Source organism: Pseudarcicella hirudinis, from assembly GCF_900115665.1.
In the GTDB taxonomy this organism is placed as follows: domain Bacteria; phylum Bacteroidota; class Bacteroidia; order Cytophagales; family Spirosomataceae; genus Pseudarcicella; species Pseudarcicella hirudinis.
In genome coordinates this window covers 154,120-172,839 of sequence record NZ_FOXH01000015.1, presented here as the reverse complement: position 1 = coordinate 172,839, position 18,720 = coordinate 154,120, and the positions used below count along the sequence as shown (strand labels likewise).

General features: G+C 38.4%; 12 protein-coding genes. 4 read left to right on the top strand and 8 right to left on the bottom strand.

Annotated features, from left to right (window positions below; genetic code table 11):
* On the top strand, positions 1-945 hold a 945-nt coding region (locus tag BM179_RS20950; RefSeq protein ID WP_218159266.1), incomplete at its 5' end, for a lysozyme.
* A gap of 4 nt (positions 946-949) precedes the next feature.
* Positions 950-1,951 (top strand): SH3 domain-containing protein, encoded by a 1,002-nt coding sequence (locus BM179_RS20945; RefSeq protein ID WP_143095287.1) that lies wholly within the window; start codon positions 950-952, stop codon positions 1,949-1,951.
* 246 nt (positions 1,952-2,197) lie between these two features.
* Here the strand turns inward: BM179_RS20945 and BM179_RS20940 are convergent, their stop codons facing one another.
* Complete coding sequence (locus BM179_RS20940; protein WP_092019118.1) at positions 2,198-3,655, bottom strand: rubredoxin; 1,458 nt, start codon at positions 3,653-3,655, stop codon at positions 2,198-2,200.
* Positions 3,656-4,129: 474 nt separating this feature from the next.
* Here BM179_RS20940 and BM179_RS20935 point away from each other — a divergent pair, with 474 nt between their 5' ends.
* The gene (locus tag BM179_RS20935) at positions 4,130-4,552 is read left to right on the top strand and encodes a hypothetical protein (protein WP_143095286.1); all 423 of its coding nucleotides are present in this window, start codon (positions 4,130-4,132) and stop codon (positions 4,550-4,552) included.
* Positions 4,553-4,733: 181 nt separating this feature from the next.
* Here the strand turns inward: BM179_RS20935 and BM179_RS20930 are convergent, their stop codons facing one another.
* From BM179_RS20930 to cobA, 7 genes are all read right to left on the bottom strand, one after another.
* Positions 4,734-8,273, bottom strand: coding sequence for a nitrate reductase (locus BM179_RS20930; RefSeq protein ID WP_092019116.1), 3,540 nt, complete (start codon positions 8,271-8,273; stop codon positions 4,734-4,736).
* A 429-nt stretch (positions 8,274-8,702) separates the two neighbouring features.
* Complete coding sequence (locus tag BM179_RS20925; protein WP_092019115.1) at positions 8,703-9,557, bottom strand: ABC transporter ATP-binding protein; 855 nt, start codon at positions 9,555-9,557, stop codon at positions 8,703-8,705.
* 64 nt (positions 9,558-9,621) lie between these two features.
* Complete coding sequence (gene ntrB, locus BM179_RS20920; protein WP_092019114.1) at positions 9,622-10,410, bottom strand: nitrate ABC transporter permease; 789 nt, start codon at positions 10,408-10,410, stop codon at positions 9,622-9,624.
* Positions 10,411-10,505: 95 nt separating this feature from the next.
* Positions 10,506-11,714: a CmpA/NrtA family ABC transporter substrate-binding protein gene (locus BM179_RS20915; protein WP_092019113.1), complete on the bottom strand. Its 1,209-nt coding sequence runs from the start codon at positions 11,712-11,714 to the stop codon at positions 10,506-10,508.
* A gap of 76 nt (positions 11,715-11,790) precedes the next feature.
* Positions 11,791-13,350 (bottom strand): alginate export family protein, encoded by a 1,560-nt coding sequence (locus BM179_RS20910; protein ID WP_177219474.1) that lies wholly within the window; start codon positions 13,348-13,350, stop codon positions 11,791-11,793.
* Positions 13,351-13,572: 222 nt separating this feature from the next.
* Positions 13,573-14,874: an MFS transporter gene (locus tag BM179_RS20905; RefSeq protein WP_092019111.1), complete on the bottom strand. Its 1,302-nt coding sequence runs from the start codon at positions 14,872-14,874 to the stop codon at positions 13,573-13,575.
* 171 nt (positions 14,875-15,045) lie between these two features.
* Positions 15,046-15,840, bottom strand: coding sequence for a uroporphyrinogen-III C-methyltransferase (gene cobA / locus BM179_RS20900; protein ID WP_092019110.1), 795 nt, complete (start codon positions 15,838-15,840; stop codon positions 15,046-15,048).
* Between the two features lie 353 nt (positions 15,841-16,193).
* Between cobA and nirB the strand changes: the two genes are divergently transcribed.
* Entirely contained in the window at positions 16,194-18,707 is a 2,514-nt protein-coding gene (nirB, locus tag BM179_RS20890) for a nitrite reductase large subunit NirB (protein ID WP_092019108.1), read from the top strand.
* The last annotated feature ends 13 nt before the right edge of the window (positions 18,708-18,720 follow it).

The window sequence follows — 18,720 nt, the reverse complement described above, 5'->3', positions numbered from 1 at the left end:
GGAGATGGCAACTGTCAAAGTGTGATATACAACCTTGAACTGCTCAAAAGAGATATATCAAAAAACAAAGTGAGTCATAAACTTAACAATCCTACAGGAGGCACTGGTCAGGTAAAAGTAGGAGAAGTATGTATAGACAATCTGCAGATCAGATTTTATGGAGATAACCCCGAAATAAACCCCTTAAGCAAACAGAAAACCCAGGAAGGAATAGATTTTAGTGCTACCAATTCCGGCAATATAGTATTGAATGTAAATGTATTGGATAAAGCAGAGAAGGACAAGAAAATAGAGGCTGTTTGGGGGTATTTGGGGGATGGAAGAGTAACTATTTCAAATAAATATGTTTCTCCTGTTGGAGCCGTTGATGTGAAAAACTTACAATTTAGTGAAATGGGAATTAAATTTCTCCAAAAGCAAGAGGCTGTAATAACCCATGTCTATAATGATGCCAAAGGAGCTAATTCAAAATATTGTGATGAACACAAGACTCATAAAAATGAGATATGGTTTTGCACAGAATCGAATCATTATGTAGATGATTTGCAAGGTAAGCCAACGATAGGACTTGGACATTTAATAAAGGATCAAAAAGAGCTGGATAAATATTGTACGCAAACAATGACAATGGATGATTGTATGAAACTTTTTGAAGAGGAGGATTTACCGAAATACGAAACACCATTAAAAAATGCCATTGATGTAGAACTATCTCAATATCAATATGATGCTCTATTGAGCTTTGTATTTAATACAGGAACGAATAGATTGAGAGATAGAGAAATATTCAAAAAGTACATTAATAAGAAAGATTTGGATCCAGATAAGATAAAATATGCACTTGATAAATGGCACACGCCTTCTATTGTTATACCAAGGAGGGATGATGAAATTAATTTATTTAATAATGGGATATATACATTTAGGGGTACTGAAATCAAATAATTTTATGAAAAAACATTTGTCGTGTTATATAATACTATTTGGATTAAATAATCTTATAGCCTGTAATGGTCAAGCTAGTAAAAATCCTTTAATTGGCTCTTGGGAGGTTGTTACAAGGGATTATATTTTTCAAAAGAATCCATTAAAATATACTTTTACTGAACCAGAATCCAACGCTTATAAAGGCCAAAAAATAGTCTTTAAGGAAGATACTTTGTTAGCATTTACAACTTTTCTCTCAGAAATGTTAACCACACCTATTTTATGGGAACAAAGAAAAATAAATGTGAGCGATTTAGATGAGGAAGGAAATTTAAAAACTCTATTAAAAAAGAAAGGCACTTCTTTTTTTGAATTTACTATAAGTGAAAAAAAGACAACAAAAGATAAGTACTTTGAAAATTTTAAAGTACTCTATTTTCTTGATGGAACTATTGGTATCATTAATGATTTTTCACTTTTTTATTTAAAAAGATCCCTTCCTTTAGATCAAAAATCTATTTTAAATACCTTTTTAGAACAAGGAATTATAAAGGGGAATTATTCTGAATCTATATCAATACCAATTCTCAAAAATAAAAATTTTGTTTTTATATCCTACAAACCAAATAAGAAGGGTGAGAATTATTTTCATGTAGAATTAGATTCGGGGACTTATGCTCCCAATTGGCTAACTATATACAAAATTAAATCAGATAATAGTGACTCAACTCTCTCTCGATTCTTTAAGATTAATAAGGAATGGGTAAAAATCAGGATCTTTATTGGTGGTTCTAATGATCCGTTGAACGATGAGTGGGAGATTAGGTATAAATTTATTGATAAAGTCGCGAGTGTAAAAATATTGAAATCGACCATTTGGTCAACTCCTAATCACCCTACTAAACAATACCTCCTCAAAGGTGATGAAGTAGAGATTTTAGAAACCCAAGATGATTGGCTAAAAATCCGGTACTACGGCAGCAAAACCATCGAAGGCTGGATAAAGAAAACAGATGTAGAATAGCTTGAATAAAGCAGGTCGGAAGGCTTGCTTTTGTGTCCGCATAAATGAGTAAAGCGCAAGCAACATCGAAAATATCTTCCGGGAATAATAAACTGATAAGGGTTTGCCTGGCTTGAGCTAAATTGATTCTTGTTATTTGGTTTACAACTACAAATGAATCTTTTTCATCCGCCCAAATTTTCAGTTTGTGCCGAAATCAGGTCGTAAAAAATCCCGGAAAAACGATTCCGGGATTTTCGTTTATAATCATACAACATTCAATTCAGATTTTATTTCCTCAAATTCTGATTTACCTGCCTCACAGACCGGACAACAATAAGACTCCGGTAAATCCGCAAATCTGACCCCTGCCGGAATTTGATTTACGATATCGCCAAAACGTTCGTCATAAATGGTATAACATCTTTTACATTGATGAACCATGGGCGTATCAATAGTTTCTATACTTTTCCGGGACTGCTCCAAACGGGCTCCTTCTAACTCGACAGTCGTCTTAGCGTAGTATTTTTTGGCCAGTCTCTGCAATATCTCCGCTACATGTGCCCTGTTTATGCCTTTTTCAAAAAGAACATATTCCCGTGTATTCGGATTAAAATCCTTGGAATGATACACATCAAACACATTCACCAAAGAACCGATGATATCTCTTTTCTTGACAATTACAGAACCAAACACCTCTGATTTAGGACGGGTCTGAATAGCAAAACTCAAACCGAAAGTTCTTACATCATATTCATCAAACTCCCTGATGATAGTTTTTTTGAGATTCAGGCCTTCGTCAGTCAGATCTTCCACCTGCCAGTTTAATTCATTGGCAGCATGTCTTACATTTATGCCATGTTTTCCCAATAATCCATCCCATGTCTGGCGATCACTGTTCTCAATTCCTTTTATTACGAGTGATTTCCAGGGAGTCACACAAATCTGACCGATTTTCGTCTGCAAACAGACTTCACAAAGGTCTTGCAAAAAATCTATGGAAAAACGCTCATTTCTCCGATAAATCCCCAGCCATGTTTTTTCACCGTAACGGTTAAATCCTTCATAGTAGGGAAGCATAAATTTTGGCAGGGTAAGTTCATCTCTTAATGACTGAGAAATTATCTCACCTTTATCAATAACCGCCTGGTAAAATGCTTCTTCACTCATTTCCCCATTGCTTAGAATAATCTCCTCCATCCGCTGACAAAGTCTGGCAATTTCAAGACTATAAACGAGTACCGGAAATCTGATTATTTTATTACTTTGTTTAAAACGCACATATAAATACCAGAAATTCAGAAGGTTAGAAGCGATAAAGTTCAAGTTTCCGGTAAAAAAAGGGGTAAATGACTGATTTGAATCTGAGATATTAATTTTCAGCCTGGGTTTGAAATCAAACAGATCAAATATATCCTTATAAATTCCTTCAGACAACCAGGCTCCGGTTGGAAAAACTTCCTCCGCACAATAAGAACTGATGATATTCGGATTTTCATCAGCATTAATTTCAAATTCAATATTAGCCGCTTTTAATTTCTTCTGTAAATCAGGTAATCCGCTATTTCTTTCTGTTTCAGACTTTACCCACATCAATAATTGCTGACGGGAGCCAAAACTTACTTCCCGCACCTGCGATTGTCTTGCAGCTTCTACAATACTGCGCAAGGTTCCCGGAGAGACAATTCCCCCGGTCAGATTTATTTTTAAAGAAGCGTTTTGCATATTAGTAACATTCTGATTTCAATTTCTTAACAATTACACATCATTTATCTACTGACTTTATAGATTTTAGTCAAAAACACACAACAAATATAATTTTTCCAATATTTTACAATAATACAAAACTAATATACAGTGTTTTTCCAAGCAAAAAAATAACAAATTAGGGATAATTACTCAGATCATTTAAAAATTTGGGAGAAATCAAAATCAAAGTCAAACATTTTGAAAAATTTCCTGAAAAATCTAATTTTAGACTTAAAATTGAATTTATTTAAGAACAAAAATATAACTTTTCTAATACAAAGTCCATATTTTTTAAAGAACTTTCACTAAAACATGAAAAAAACTTAGGTAAGTGTTGCAATGAATCCACTTTTGTCCATTAAGTTTGGATCATCATTCGAGTGATAACGATCCCGTCCGAAGAACTTGTACAATTCTAAGGACACATTTTCAACAAAAACTATAATGATAATGAAAAACACTCAAATTTTAAGCGCAGGACGCAAGGCGTTCGTAGCTGGTTTAGCTCTTTCAACTGTTCTTTCTTTCAGTTCTTTAAATACATTCGCTTCTACTACTGAACCACAAACAGAGCCAGTTCAGGCGAAAATCGTTCAAGTTGGTAAGTCTTTGAACTTCAATGTTGTTGTTGACAAAGTTGCTAACCAAAAATTGACAATCCTTATTAAAGACAGCGAAAACAACGAAGTACACCGCGACTATGTGAAAGTTAGTACTGCGAAATTTGGCAGAACTTATGACCTTTCTATGTTAAGTGACGGAACTTACACTTTTGAAGTTGTTCGCAATGGTAAAGATGTAGAAACTAAGACTTTCGAAATCAAAACTAAAGTTGAAACAGTTCGCGATGTTACAGTAGCAAGTCGTCAATAGTTTAAACCCTGTTGATATAAAATGACGAATTTGTTTAACCTCCGATTTGAAGCAGTCTTTGCAATTTAAGTACAAGACTGCTTCTTATTAAAGATGAAAACTTTCTGTTTTACCTCAATTTAACTATTCTGTCTAAGGAAATCTATTTCCCGGGATTAGTCTGAAGCCTGTCAGATTTCTTTTAAGCTGTCTCTTTTACCGCTTTCTTCGATTCTTCTAAAATCGCCCTTACTTCAGGGCGGCAACTGCCACAGCCTGTTCCGGCTCCTGTCTGGTTACACAAAGCAGTAAACTCTTTACATCCTGCCTGTATTGCATTTTTCAGATTCCCCACACCCACATTGTTACAGGAACAAACCAGTTTCCCGATTACAGGTTCTGCTTTCTTGCCGCTTCTCAATAACTCAAGGCGTTTATCTGAAAGTTCTATTCCACCGGAAATCAATCCTTTAAACTCCAGAAACTCAGACTTATCACCAATCAGAATAGCACCGACCAATCTGTCTTCATGAATAATACATTTTTTATAATATCTTTTTGCTTTATCAATAAAAATGACCTCCTCATAAGCTGAGTCATTTTTAGGCACTTCAACCATTCCAAGCGAACAAAGATCCAATCCTTCCATTTTAAGAATATTCATCGAAAGACTTCCCTTATAAAAACTTGCCCAATCGCCTGCCAGGTATTTTGCTGCCACTTCAGCCTGTTGCTCAGCCGCTGCTGTAATCCCCCACATTTGCCCTCTCCATTCAGCAATTTCTCCCATGGCAAAAATATCCGGGTCAGAGGTCTGCATATAATCGTTTACAGCCACTCCCCTGTTTACTTCAAGTCCGCAGGATTTCGCCAGTTCAACATTCGGTGAGGTTCCTATGGCGAAAACAGCGATATCACAAGGTATTTTCCGGCCAGACTTCAAGCGGATTGCTTCAATCTTTTCCGTTCCGTAAAAATTCTGTACTTCATCATTGTAAAACACATCTATTCCACGGTCAACAATTTCCTGATGAAGTAAGTCGGAACCAAGCTGATCCAGCTGCCTGTTCATAAAACGGCTGATCCTTTGCACTACAGTCACTTTTACATCCAGTTCACGAAGTGAAGCCGCCAGTTCCAAACCCAACACGCCTCCTCCGACAATTAATGCCTGAGGGTTCTCTTTCTTTAAAAAAGGCATCAGGGCATCTGCATCCAGTCTGGAGCGCATGTTAAAAATTCCTGATATTTTCGGGACATAGGACGGCATAAAAGCCCTGCTCCCCATCCCTAAAATCAACCTGTCGTAAGTATGTTCTATGCCCTCAGAATCAACAACAACCTTATTTTTCCGGTCAATATTCCGTATTTCAAGACCTTTGTGAACAATGATATTGGCTTCAGAAAACTGATCTTCACGAAGTTTCACGAGTTGTTCCCAGTTCTGATGACCTGAAATATAATCCGGCAACATTACACGGTTATAAAAAGGGTATATTTCCTTCGAAAAAACATGGATTTCATCCTCCTGATTCATTTTCCGGTAAGAATTAATAAACCCTAATCCGGCTGATCCGGCTCCGACGATGATTATTTTCTCTTTAGGTTTCTCATGGGCTTTTACTTCCACAGCTGAGAATTTAAAATCCGGTTCTTTTGAACGAGGATCTACCAGGCTGTTAGTCAGGTTATTGGTTCTGCCAAAATCGCTTCCGAGAATCTTCCCGAAGTGCATAGGCATAAAACAGACACCTTGCTTGATATCAGTGGTAATCTTTGCTTTAACCCGGGCTTCCCCTCTTCTTGTAATTACGTCAACAACCTGCCCTTCAGAAATTTTCCGGGAATCTGCATCTTTGGGATGTATTTCCAGATATGGCTGATCGATATGCTGATTAAGTTTATTGACTTTCCCGGTTTTAGTCATGGTATGCCACTGATCCCGGATTCTTCCGGTAGTCAGAATCAATGGAAAGTCGGCATCCAGTTCTTCAGAATGATTGCTATCCGGAATAGCATGGATTTTGGCTCTTTTATCAGCTGTAAAAAATTGATTATCTTCAAAAAGCCTTTTAGTCCCGAAATCAGCATTATTCCTCTTAAAAGGCCATTGAACAGAGCGTTTTTCCTTTAAGATCTCATAATTAAGTGCCGTGATATCAATATTCGTTCCTTTCGTACTTTTCGAATGTTCGTCATAGACCTCTGAAGATGAATTATAATTAAAAAATTCCCCAAACCCCATTTTCTCAGCAAATCTGTTTATGATTTCTGTATCGGGCAAAGCCTCTCCCGGAGCATCAAGCATTTTGGGCAAATAAGTAATTCTTCTTTCAGAATTAGTCATTGTTCCCTCCTTTTCCAGCCATCCGGCAGCTGGTAGTACTACGTCAGCATAAGCTAAAGTATCTGAGCGCCTGGAAATATCCTGAACAACTACAAATCTGGCATTTTCCAGTCCTTTTTCTACTCTTTTTATATCAGGAAGACTAACAAGAGGATTTGTACAAACGATCCAGATTGCTTTCATACGACCATCTGCAAGGGCATCAAACATTTCTGTTGCTGTAAAACCGGATTTGTCTGAAATTTTAGTACCTCCCCAGAAAACTTCTACTTCATTACGATGTTCCGGATTTAGCAAATCTCTGTGAGCAGGAAGCATATTGGCTAATCCCCCGACTTCTCTGCCGCCCATCGCATTTGGCTGGCCGGTCAGTGAAAAAGGGCCATTCCCCTCTTTACCAATTTTTCCGGTAATTAAATGCAAATCAATCAGAGCAATGTTTTTATTCACCCCTACCACAGACTGATTTAATCCCATTGTCCACATAGAAAGAAATCCCTTCGACCAGCGAATGTATTCTGCGGCCCAGCGAATATCTGTTTCTCTTACTCCGCAAATTCTGGCTGCTTCTCTTACACTTCTTTGAAACACAATTTCTTTATAGGCTTCAAAACCGTTTGTATGATTCTCGATAAATTCATTATCAATCCATTCCCTTTCAATCAAAATCCTCCCGATTGCATTATAAAGTGTTATATCAGTTCCGGGATTAATCTGTAAATGCAGATCAGCCTGTGAGGCAGTCTGTGTTTTTCTGGGATCAACCACAATTATTTTGACATCAGGATTTGCCTGTTTATGGGCCTCAACCCTTCTCCAGATGATCGGATGGCACCAGGCAGGGTTTGCCCCCGTAACAAAAAAACAATCTGCCAGTTCAATATCATCATAACAAACCGGAACAGAATCTTCTCCCAGCGTGAGTTTATAACCAACCACGGCTGATGACATGCACAACCTCGAATTTGTATCTATATTATTAGAACCAATAAAACCTTTAATGAGCTTATTAATTACGTAATATTCTTCAGTAAGACATTGCCCGGAAACATAAAAACCAACCGAATCCGGTCCGTATTTTTCAATAAAAGTTTTAAAAATCGCTGCTGTTCTTTCCAGAGCATTATCCCAGCTTACTCTTTGAAGAGGCATCCCACGGTTGAATCTCATTTCAGGATACATCAGACGGTCTGACTTATCCATTACCGTATAATGGAGGTTCATTCCTTTGGAACAAAGCATTCCTTTACTGGACGGATGGTCCTTATCTCCCTCAAGGGCAAGTTTTCCATCCCCCAGGTCAGTTACAACCACTCCGCAACCTACTCCGCAATATGAACAGGTTGACTTAACTGAGTTGTTAGAATGACGCTTATTTTGAGAAACATTTACCATAATACCTTTTCAAATTGTGAATAAACTCTCCTTTTCTGATAAATAACAGCTCTGTTATTCTTCCTCAAACAGGGCAGATTTCTTATTAATCGCTCAGAAACTTAATATTGCGTAATACATCAAATATTGATAACAGCGGAAAAACTTATACATTCAACTAATAGTTGTATTTTTTCACAAAAAATTCCAATTTAATTTGGAAATAATTACAAGAAAACCTATATTTGATTAAGCTTATGCGTAAAAACATGTACAATTAAAATTCGAATCCAAAGATGCCGCCACATATTTTGGTATTTTAAGCCCAGGGAACCGCTATTCTCTGGGCGTTTTTTTGTAATCAGCTTCTGAAAGTTGGGTTCTCGATATTGCTGTAATAAGCGTTCCTTTTACCAAAGAAGTACAACATCTCGAACCCATCTGCCAGTCTTAATCCTCTATAGACAGCTTTTCAAATAATAAGCTCAGTAACCGGTCATGCACTCTGATATATTCAGGATCATGAGCAATTTCCTTTTTGTTACGGGGTCTTGGCAGATTAATGTCAACAATTTCTCTGATCGTTGCTTCAGGACCGTTGTTCATCACAACCACTCTGTCTGATAAGAAAATTGCCTCCTCAATATCGTGTGTCACCATTACGATGGTTTTATTACGATTATCGAGGTTCCACAACTTTAACAATTCAATATGCATCGAACCTTTGGTAAGCGCATCTAAAGCCCCGAAAGGTTCATCCAGTAAAAGAATACTTGGATTGATGGCAAAAGCTCTGGCAATTGCTACTCTTTGTTTCATTCCACCGGAAAGCTGGCCGGGCAATTTATCTTTGTGAGGCATCAGGTTTACCATCGACAAATTATTCTCTACAATATCATGCTTTTCTGCCTTGGTTTTATCTTTCAAAACAGAATCAACAGCCTCAAAAATATTCTTATATACTGATAACCAAGGCAGTAAAGAATAGTTCTGAAAAACAATTCCGCGGTCTGGACCTGGTCCTTTCACCAGGTTTTCATTGGCAATTACTTCGCCTTTAGAAGGTGAAACCATTCCTGAGATAGTATTCATCAAGGTAGATTTCCCACAACCTGAATGGCCGATCAGGGAAACTATTTCACCTTTCTTGATTTCAAGGTTAATATCTTTTATGGCGGTAAATTCCCCCTTTTTACCCTTAAATGAAACTGTTACATCATTGATTAAAATTGATGTATTTCTGGTTAATTTATGAAAATCGTTTGCCGAATCAGCAAACTGAATTGGTTTATCGATATTCTTCATATTGTTTCAAATTTGTTGTCGCTTATTTTCAAAATGAGTTTTTCAATTTCACACTTCCATCAGATTATTTGCTTTCCCATGAAAAAACCGTTTGAAGCGCATTAAAACATTTATCTAAAAGTAAACCGACGGTTCCGATGATAAGGATTGCCACAAGGATTCTTTCCAATGAAAGTCCGTTCCAGCTATCCCATACAAAAAAACCGATTCCCACGCCACCCGAAAGCATCTCTCCGGCAACAATAACCATCCAGGCCACTCCGATAGAAAGTCTCAATCCGGTGATAATGTGCGGAATAGAATAAGGCAACATAATTTTGACAACATATTTCCATTTTGAAAAGCCAAAGGCTTTTCCTACATTTTTATGATCCTGCGGAATACTTGCTACTCCGAAAGCCGTATTAATCAAAGTCGGCCACAGAGAAGTAATCGCAATGATAAAAACCGTCGCCCCCTCTGCTGCTTTAAATGCCAGCAGTCCTAATGGAAACCATGCCAGCGGTGAAACAGGACGAAGAATCTGAACAATCGGATTCAATAATCTCATTCCTATCTTCGAAGAACCCATCAGCAAACCCATCGGAATAGCAATGATACTGCCCAGGCCAAATCCAGAAAAAACTCTGCTCAAAGAGCTGAATAACTGATTTCCAATACCTTTATCATTTGGCCCTCTGTCGTAAAAAGGTTCAGAGGCTAATTCTTTAAAAATTGTCCAGGTTGATAAAGGTCCCGGAATTTCATTTTTAGTAATGATTGAAATCAAAGTCCAGAGACCTGTCAGTATAGCCATACTCGCGATAAAGTAGAGCGCGCTTACTGCTGTATTTTTTATTGATAATGATTTCATGATGTCTGATTTAAAATGTTAGAAATCAGCAGTTACCAATCAACCGGAGTAATTATTTTCAAAAGACTCCTGTTCCTGATAACTGCTTACCAAACCTACTTTTTCGTTGCTTTCAAATAGTCATCGATGTTATTCGGATCAAACGGAACATCATATGTTGTTTTGAAGGCCTTCATATCAGGCTGTATCGGAACATTCATCTCTTTTGCTACTTCTGCAAAAAGATCATCCAGAATCAGTTTTTCAGCAATTGCTTTATAGTTAGGCTCAGATTTTAAGTATCCGAATCTTACATATTGTGCCAGAAACCACATAGCATGAGACTTATGAGGTGTCGTTACCACTCCATTATTATAAAAAGTCATGTAATCATCTTTGTATTTCTGTACACCGAGTTCACAACCCAAATCATTTGAACCTAATAACCTGGCCTCAATTACCGGTAAAGCTGCATTTACATAATAAGGTTTCGTTAACCAACCTGCGGCCTTTTTACGATTTCCCATGTTATCAAGCCATCTGCAGGCTTCGATAACAGCTTTCATTACTTTTTTCAGGTCTTCTTTTTCCTCAGCTGCAAATTTAGCATTAACGACCAATGCTTTTTCAGGGTGGTGTTTCCAGATATCCTGAGAAGCAATATGTGTAAATCCGATATTCTGTGCAGCTGCTACTCCGTTCCAGGGTTCTCCAACACAAAAGCCCTCCATGTTATCCACGCGCATGTTAGCAACCATCTGCGGAGGAGGAATTGTGATAATTCCCACTGATTTTTGGTTAACTCCTGCTGCTGCAAGCCAGTTTCTCAACCAAATGTCATGCGTTCCTCCGGGAAAAGTCATGGCAAAAGTTACTTCTTTTTTCGACTGAACATTTTTAACAGCTCCAAGTACCTTATTTACTTCTTTGAATCCAACCAATCCACAAAAGTCTTTTGAAAGCGTAATTCCTTGTCCGTTATTATTCAAAACCATAGCTATCTTCATTTCTGAACCAGCTTTTCCGCCTATTCCTGTATAAACAGACAAAGGCATAGAAAATAAACAATGCGCTCCATCCAATTCTCCGTTCAATATTTTATCCCTGATATTTGCCCAGGATGCTTCTTTTGAAAGCTCTACATCTACACCATATTTGGCAAAAAGCCCCAATTCTTTGGCTGCCACAAGTGGTGCGCAGTCGGTGAGCGGTATAAACCCTAATTTTATTTTTCTTCCAGCTGGTTTATGACTGGAGAATGTTATCATTAACAGTGCAAAAATGCACAGCGTTATTCCTTTTCTAAGTATATTTTTAGTCATCATTATTTCAAAGTTTTTAAGTAATCTGCGAAATGAGTATTTGAAATTTCAACTTATTCTATCCACTCAAATCTTTGGTTTACTGCTTAATAGCTACTGGTTTTGCATAAAAGAAGTCAGGGCGGATATTAATCATCAGATACGCCCAGGCACCTGTTTTGTCATAACTTTTCGTTAAATCCTGTCCTTTTGCAATAGCAAGACTGTTTGTTCCGTTCATCAGACAATAGCCTAACTCAAGGTTCGTAAACTTATTAAGGTTATAATTGGCTATTAAATCTATTTCTGTTCCTAACTGACTGTCGATCACTGCCCCGTCTGATTTTTTCATTGGTGCATTTAAGGCGAAATTGTGGTAGTCAGCAGTTACATAGAAATCCTTTGCCGTATATTTTACTTTGAAATATGCATTGTTTAAACCTCCCGTCGGAGCTCCTGTTCCCACATAAAAATAATCCATATATCCCCAGTGGCGATGAGGTGTTCCGTAAAGCGGGTCAAAACGATTGTTTTTACCTGACGGATTCACAGCGTCATTTCCTGAAAGAACATCATAGCCAGGCCCTGCACTCCATTTTCCCTTGGTATAAGTAGCAGAAAGGGTATAATGATAAGCGTCCATATCTACTCCGTCTCTGTCTTTCCCGGTTTGTGCATAATAAGCTCCCTGAAAAGCAATTTTTCCAAAACCCGAAGTATTTCCGAGTGTATGGTTAATCATTAGACCATATGTAAAACGTCCATAGGTTTCATTTGAATCAAACCTTCTTCCATATACGTTTCCACCATTTGTAGTTGCTACAGAATCAAGATGGTATTTCCCGAAATTATCATTGAAAAACAATGCCGAGAACTTGGTCTGGTTAAATTTACGACTTATATACAGGCTGGTAAAAGTTTTATAATCCTGATTAGCACCGTTTGTGCCAGGCGGATTTAAATAAGCAGGTGCACCGGTTTTAGCACTATTATTATTAACATTTCCGGCAACTGTCAGCGGAACAATTCCCGCCGGAGTCGGCACCAGAACTCCTTTTGAGTCTTTGACATAAGTTGGCACATTTCCCGGAACATAAAATGTATTCACGGTATTGAAGGCATCTGTATTCTGGTTAAAAGCATATCCGAGATCTACCTGCCAGCCATGATGAAATGCTTTTAATAAGGCCATATCGAAACGACGTCCCTGTTGTAACCAGTCGAGGTTCCCAATTAGTCTTACGTCATCATAGATCAGCTCCTGGCGACCTATTTTCAGGGAAAGGTTATCAATCAGTTTGAATTTTACCGTAGTATCCGCTTTATTGGCAAGGGTAACTTCTGCCCAGCCTTCATGGAGCATCAAACGGTTTCCGTCATTGTTAGTAATAGAAGAAGCGTCCTGCCCCCAAACTCTCACATCCTGTACGGTAACTCCGAAAGTAAGTCTATCCCATTTATAACCGAAAATCAGACGGGTTCTTTGAGATGTAAAGGCCGCTGAACCTGAATTTTCCGGAACCAGGTTGCCTAAACCATTTCTGATTTCGGTTCTGGTTCTTAGCTGACCTGACAGAGAAAACTGAGCTTTAATAGCATTCCCCAATGACATCGCTACTAAAAATAGCAGTGTCACTTTGCATTTTTGACTTTTTCTCATTTTGTTTGTAATTGATTGTAAAATTTGAACAGAATTTTGCGGTTTGCCCGAAATGAAGCCCCCACTTCATTCGGGCTTTTTTGTTATTGATTCTACCCCCATAGTATCAATAACCTTGATTGTAATTTTGTTTTTTTGCGGTCCCTCCTTTCTTTATAAATGCTGATTACCTGATTTGTTATTATCTTTATTTATTCGTTGGAATTGAGAATATTACTTTCATTAAGCTACCTGAAGCACAGTTTCCTGTTCTTCTACTTCTTCTTTTTCAAATTTGATGAGCGACAAAGCCATTCCTATCAAGGCTACCCCCATACCGATGTACAAGAAAGCTTCAGAGTAAGTTATTGACTGAGATTTAAACAAAAAGCCCATTAACATTCCACCAAAATTTCCACCTGCTCCTACAATTCCGGAAACAAGTCCTACGGCTTTTTTATTAATAAACGGCACAATTGAATAAGTAGCTCCATTCGACATCTTCAGAAACATTGCGAAAGTCAGCATTGAGATGATGGCAAAAGTAAGTTGTCCTGCCGAAGCAAACAGAACGATCCCGAAACCTTCCAAAGTTAACAGACCTGCGAGCAGCAAACCTTTCCCTTTCAGACCATATTTACCTCCTACTTTATCCGCTACAATTCCGCCCAGTGCTCTGGCAAAAATGTTCATAAAGCCAAACAGCATTGCCCAGAATCCGGCCTGCGTTTCACTCAATTTGAAATTATCAAAGAAGTATAAAGCCGCCACCCCGTCAAAAGTGATTTCCATGCCAAAGCATCCTGCATAAGCTAAAGCCAAAGCCCAGATACGCATATCTCCGGCGGCCTCTTTAAAACTTACTTTTGGTAGTAAATCTCTTTCTCTTTTAATTTCATCATAATTTCCGGCAGGAGTATCTTTGGTAAATTTGTAGTAAAAAAAGGCCATTATCAATAGCATCACTCCCGGAACAACCATCGCCATTCTCCAGGCTTCACTTTTGGTATAACCTAATCCTACAATGGCAGCCATCAATACCGGCATAGCCAATTGAGTGATTCCGCCCCCTAAATTCCCCCAGCCTCCGGCTACGGCATTTACTGTTCCTTTGATTTTAGGAGCAAACATAGCTGAAGTGTGAAATTGAGTGATTACAAATGAAGCACCGATGATTCCAATGGCAAGACGAAATAACAGGAACGTTACATAGTCATGTGCAAAACCTACACACATTACAGGAATTGAACCAAATATCAATAAGCCTGTATAAGTTTTCCTGGGACCAATTGTATCACAGAGTCTTCCGATCAGCATACGGGCAAAAATGGTAGCAGAAACGGCAGCGATAATGGTATTACCCACCTGAGGCTTGGTTAAACCTAAATCAGCCCGGATGGCAGGCATTAATGGTGCCAGTCCAAACCAGCCAAAAAAGCAGAAAAAGAACGTTAACCAGGTAATATGAAAAGTTTTCATCTGAATTCCTTCCAAAGAAAAAATTCTCAGAGATTTAAGCGGTTGTTTTGAATTAAGTGATTTCATCGATTGTATGATTGTCCAACCCTTGTATAAAAAGGTTTGGTTAAAAATCTTTCGCCCCCACGAAAGACCTTTTTCAACAATTGTTGAAGGGAAATTTAATTTTGCGGGCAATCGGCCACCAACTTTCGGTAGTCGGCTTTTTCTAAAATTCTTTTATCTCTTGTCTAAAATCTATGTGCTCTCTATGCCTATGTGGTCACAATATGCCTCCACAAACTCAGGATGCAATCCTACAACTTCCCCTATCACGATTACAGCCGGATTGGTAATCTGATGCGCTTTAGCCTTTTCCGGCATTTCTGAAACGGTACTCAGAACGGTTCTGGCATTCTTACGGGTGCCGTTCTGAATAATTGCCATGGGTATTTCTGACTTTCCTGAAAGCGTAAAAAGCTCACAGATTTCTGCCAGTTTGCTCATTCCCATCAATACAACAATGGTGGCATTTGACCGGGCAGCCAATTGCAGATCAGCTGAAACTTCTCCTGCCTTCGTCGTTCCTGTCAGCACCCAGAAACTATCTGCAAATCCTCTTGAGGTTACCGGTATACCAATCGAAGCCGGAACACCAATTGAAGAAGTTACTCCGGATACAACTTCACAGGGAATTCCAAATGATCTGGTATATTCAATCTCTTCAAAACCTCTCCCGAAAACAAATGGATCTCCCCCCTTCAACCTTACAACATGTCCATATAAAAAAGCTTGTTCTACAATTAATTGATTGATCTCTTCCTGTTTATAAACATAAGTCCCGAGTCTTTTTCCTACATAAATCATTTTCACACCCGGCTTCGCATATTCCAGAATTTCTTCACTTGCCAGAGCATCATACATTATCACATCTGCTGATCCGATTGCTCTTAAACCTTTTATCGTAAGCAATTCCGGGTCTCCGGGTCCAGCTCCGACAAGGGTCAACCTTGGATTTGTATTATTCTGTGATATGTAAGTATAAATACTCATTTATTAGAATTGTTAAAAATCAATAATTGTTAATTATTGATTCAAAATTAAATACAAAATTTTAAAAAACAAGTATTTTTCCAAAAAATAGGTTTAATTTTAACCATATTTCAGAATAAAAAATGTTTATTTTCAAAATATTGATTATTTTTGATTCGCAATAAGTATTTACACTTAAATTAATTCTTGGAATAATTCTACTTTCGAAATAATACTCAGAATCAGGCATTTCCGGAAGCATTCAGGAATAATCAAAAAGTCGGGAACTAAGTATTTTCACAAAGGAGAAAAACAGGTTGTAGTTATTATATATATGTAGTAGTAGTAAAATTTTACCATAAAAAATCATTGTTATGAAGCCGAAAAAAATTGTCGTTGTGGGGAACGGCATGGTGGGCTACAAATTCTGCGAGAAACTCATCGCAAAAGACACAGGCAAATCGTTTGAACTGGTGGTCTTTGGAGAAGAGCCTCGTGTAGCTTATGACCGTGTTCATCTCTCTGAGTATTTTGGTCAAAAGACCATTGAAGAGCTGACTATGGCTCCGCTTTCATGGTATGCTGAAAACAATATCAGAATCCATCTTTCAGATCCTGTAATGGATATAGACAGAGATACTAAAACTGTCAGATCACATCATGGTATTGTCGAAAGTTATGACTATCTGGTATTGGCAACCGGCTCCGCTCCTTTTGTTCCTCCGATTCCGGGTGTTGAAAAAGACGGGGTTTTTGTTTACAGAACAATAGAGGATCTGGATATGATGAAGGATCATGCAAAAAAATCCAAACGTGGAGCTGTCATTGGTGGTGGTTTACTCGGACTGGAAGCTGCAAAAGCTTTGCTTGATCTTGGCATCAGAGATACGCATGTTATCGAATTTGCACCGAAATTAATGCCAAGACAAATTGATGATCTTGGTTCCAGAATTCTGGAACACAAACTCAATGAATTAGGCATTCAGATTCATTTACAGAAAAACACACAGGATATTCAGGGAGATGAACGTATCGAATCTATGCTCTTTGCTGATGGCAGCATTCTGGAAGTTGATATGCTTGTAATTTCTGCGGGAATTAAACCCAGAGATGAAGTAGCAAAGATGTCAGGTCTTGCCGTTGGTTCCAGAGGGGGAATCGTTGTCAATGATAAAATGGAAACTTCCGATCCCAGCATTTTTGCCATTGGCGAATGCGCCCTGGTTCATCATATGATTTATGGCCTGGTAGCACCAGGCTATGAAATGGCTGATGTGGTTGTAAGCAATCTGCTGGGAGGAGAAAAAGAGTTCAAGCCATTTGACATGTCAACCAAGCTGAAACTGATCGGTGTGGATGTGGCCAGCTATGGTGATCCTTTTATTACCTCTCCGAATTGTAAGACTATCGTTTATGAAGATACCCAGAAAGGTATTTATAAACGGATGAATATTTCACTGGACGGGAAAGAGCTCCTTGGAGGTATTTTAATCGGTGAAGCGGAGCAATACAACATGTTACTTCAAACGGTTAAAAATAAGACCATCCTGCCACCAAATCCAGAAGATTTGATGCTCGGGTCACGTGGTGGTTCAGAAGAAGCTGGTGCGGGCGTTATGAGCTTACCTGATGATGCCCTTATCTGTTCATGCGAAGCTGTTACGAAAGGAAACATTTGTCATGAAGTTACAGCAAATGGTATCAGTACCTTAGATGGCATTAAGAAATGTACCAAAGCCGGAACAGGTTGCGGAGGCTGTGTGCCAATGGTCAAAGACCTGATCAACGGAACCTTGAAAGAACAAGGTGTTTATGTCAGAAATATTGTCTGTGAACATTTCGATTATACCCGCCAGGAATTATTTGATCTGGTAAAAATCAATGGACATAAAACCTATAATGAGGTACTGGATTCTCTGGGGAAAGGTGATGGTTGTGAGGTCTGTAAACCCGCAGTCGCTTCAATTCTTGCCAGTTTATGGAATGAAATGATTCTTAAAAAAGGACAGGATACTATTCAGGATTCAAACGACAGATACCTTGCCAATATTCAGAAAGGCGGAACATATTCTGTAGTACCAAGAATTCCCGGCGGAGAAATTACGCCTGAAAAGTTAATAGCGATAGGAACAGTTGCCCAAAAGTATAATTTATACACAAAAATTACCGGAGGGCAGCGTATTGATATGTTTGGAGCCCATGTAGGCGATTTGCCGGATATCTGGGAAGAATTAATAGAGGCTGGCTTTGAATCAGGACATGCTTATGGAAAATCTCTCAGAACCGTAAAATCCTGTGTAGGTTCAACCTGGTGCCGGTTCGGCTTACATGATTCTGTCTCTTTTGCTATTGAAATAGAAGAACGTTACAGAGGTTTAAGGTCTCCGCATAAATTAAAAGGTGGTGTTTCAGGTTGTATCCGGGAATGCGCGGAAGCTCAAAGCAAGGATTTCGGCATTATTGCCACGGAAAAGGGCTGGAACCTTTATATATGTGGAAATGGCGGATCAAAACCTCAGCATGCAATCTTATTAGCCAGCGATATCTCTTCGGAAGACTGTATCAGATACCTTGACAGATTTCTGATGTTTTATATCAAAACTGCCGAACCTTTAACCCGTACTGCCACCTGGCTGAATAAACTTGACGGAGGCATTGCTTACTTAAAATCAGTAATAGTTTCCGACAGCCTTAGCATAGGGTCGCTTCTGGAAAAGGAAATGCAATTTATGGTTGATACGTATGCCTGTGAATGGAAGGAAGTTGTCAACAATCCCGAGCTCAGAAAACGCTTTACTCATTTTGTAAACGTTCCTCAGCAAAAAGATCCGACAATTCAGTTTGAAGGAATGAGAGAGCAAAAGAGAGCTATGGAATGGGTGAAGTAAAGAGGTGTTTACA

Bases quoted from the DNA above. Each gene is read 5' to 3' on its own strand.
- BM179_RS20945 (WP_143095287.1), top strand. From the start codon at position 950: ATGAAAAAACATTTGTCGTGTTATATAATACTATTTGGATTAAATAAT.
- BM179_RS20940 (WP_092019118.1), bottom strand. From the start codon at position 3,655: ATGCAAAACGCTTCTTTAAAAATAAATCTGACCGGGGGAATTGTCTCT.
- BM179_RS20935 (WP_143095286.1), top strand. From the start codon at position 4,130: ATGAAAAACACTCAAATTTTAAGCGCAGGACGCAAGGCGTTCGTAGCT.
- BM179_RS20930 (WP_092019116.1), bottom strand. From the start codon at position 8,273: ATGGTAAATGTTTCTCAAAATAAGCGTCATTCTAACAACTCAGTTAAG.
- BM179_RS20925 (WP_092019115.1), bottom strand. From the start codon at position 9,557: ATGAAGAATATCGATAAACCAATTCAGTTTGCTGATTCGGCAAACGAT.
- ntrB (WP_092019114.1), bottom strand. From the start codon at position 10,410: ATGAAATCATTATCAATAAAAAATACAGCAGTAAGCGCGCTCTACTTT.
- BM179_RS20915 (WP_092019113.1), bottom strand. From the start codon at position 11,714: ATGATGACTAAAAATATACTTAGAAAAGGAATAACGCTGTGCATTTTT.
- BM179_RS20910 (WP_177219474.1), bottom strand. From the start codon at position 13,350: ATGAGAAAAAGTCAAAAATGCAAAGTGACACTGCTATTTTTAGTAGCG.
- BM179_RS20905 (WP_092019111.1), bottom strand. From the start codon at position 14,874: ATGAAATCACTTAATTCAAAACAACCGCTTAAATCTCTGAGAATTTTT.
- cobA (WP_092019110.1), bottom strand. From the start codon at position 15,840: ATGAGTATTTATACTTACATATCACAGAATAATACAAATCCAAGGTTG.
- nirB (WP_092019108.1), top strand. From the start codon at position 16,194: ATGAAGCCGAAAAAAATTGTCGTTGTGGGGAACGGCATGGTGGGCTAC.